Raw genomic sequence first — 1,000 nt, forward strand, 5'->3', positions numbered from 1 at the left:
CTTTGGCATTTTTAGCGCCAGAGGTGTTCGGTAGCAAATTCACACCGGCGTGAATCAGAGGCTGCAAAATGTCATCTTGCTGATCATGTACATCCACACGTTTAAGCGCCATCGTCGCGAGCTGTGAACCTGAAACCTGGATGGCTTCGGCCATTAAACCGCTATTAGAAAATTTACCTGTTCCTGTGAACAAGCGTGATTGAAATTCTTTATCACCAATTTTCAGCATCGACATTATCCCCCTGCGATGGCTTGAAACAGAGAGATGCTATCTCCCTCAGAAAGTACCGTACTCGCCCATTCGCTACGCGGCACCACTTGATTATTAATGGCAAAAACACAGCCCATTTCAGGCAGAGAAAACTGGGTAATGATTTGCTGTAGGTTGGCTTTACACTCGACCCGCTGAGCTTGGTCGTTAATAGCGATAGTTATCACGTTACCTCTCTCCTTTAAAAAAGGAACGCACAAACGAATTTGATGCGAATTGATTTGAAACTGTCATGGCGGTCATCTCTTAACTGCTCACTGGTGCAAGATTATTGTCACCACAAACCTGACATTGCTTGTCTTTGGTTATAGACATGGTCTGCCAGTTCATCCGCAGTCCATCAAAGAGGTGTAACTGACCACACTCAACATGAAAGCGATCTATCGCCAACTTTTGAATAGCAGCGAGAGCTTGGTAGTTCCCCAGAGTGCCCACCACAGGGCCGATAATGCCGGTTTCGCTGCACTTCATTGTTTGCTGCAATTCATCAAACGGATACAAGCATCGATAGCAGCCTGAATTTGATGGTTTGTCTGAGTAGTCAAAAACAGCAAACTGCCCTTGCCAACCAATCGCTGCCGCCGATATCAGAGGTGTATTTTGCTCATAACAAACTTGATTGATCTGCTGCCTCGTTGGTAGGTTGTCACTGCAATCCAACACCACATCCGCCAACATGACTTCGAGTTGTAACTGAGCTTGGTCGAGACGCTTGGTAATCGTGCGTAC

Annotated in this window: 2 protein-coding genes and 1 pseudogene; all 3 read right to left on the reverse strand. The window is 46.3% G+C overall.

What is annotated here, in order from left to right; all coding sequences use genetic code 11:
* Positions 1–229, reverse strand: a pseudogene (locus R7035_RS26150) (thiazole synthase); the annotation flags it as partial.
* Positions 230–234: 5 nt separating this feature from the next.
* Complete coding sequence (gene thiS / locus R7035_RS26155) at positions 235–438, reverse strand: sulfur carrier protein ThiS (RefSeq protein WP_005465067.1); 204 nt, start codon at positions 436–438, stop codon at positions 235–237.
* Positions 439–517: 79 nt separating this feature from the next.
* A partial coding sequence (locus R7035_RS26160; RefSeq protein ID WP_318146442.1) for a HesA/MoeB/ThiF family protein occupies positions 518–1,000 on the reverse strand: 483 nt, incomplete at its 5' end.

The sequence above is a fragment of the Vibrio sp. 1731 genome (assembly GCF_033339955.1).
Classification (GTDB): Bacteria; Pseudomonadota; Gammaproteobacteria; order Enterobacterales; family Vibrionaceae; genus Vibrio; species Vibrio alginolyticus.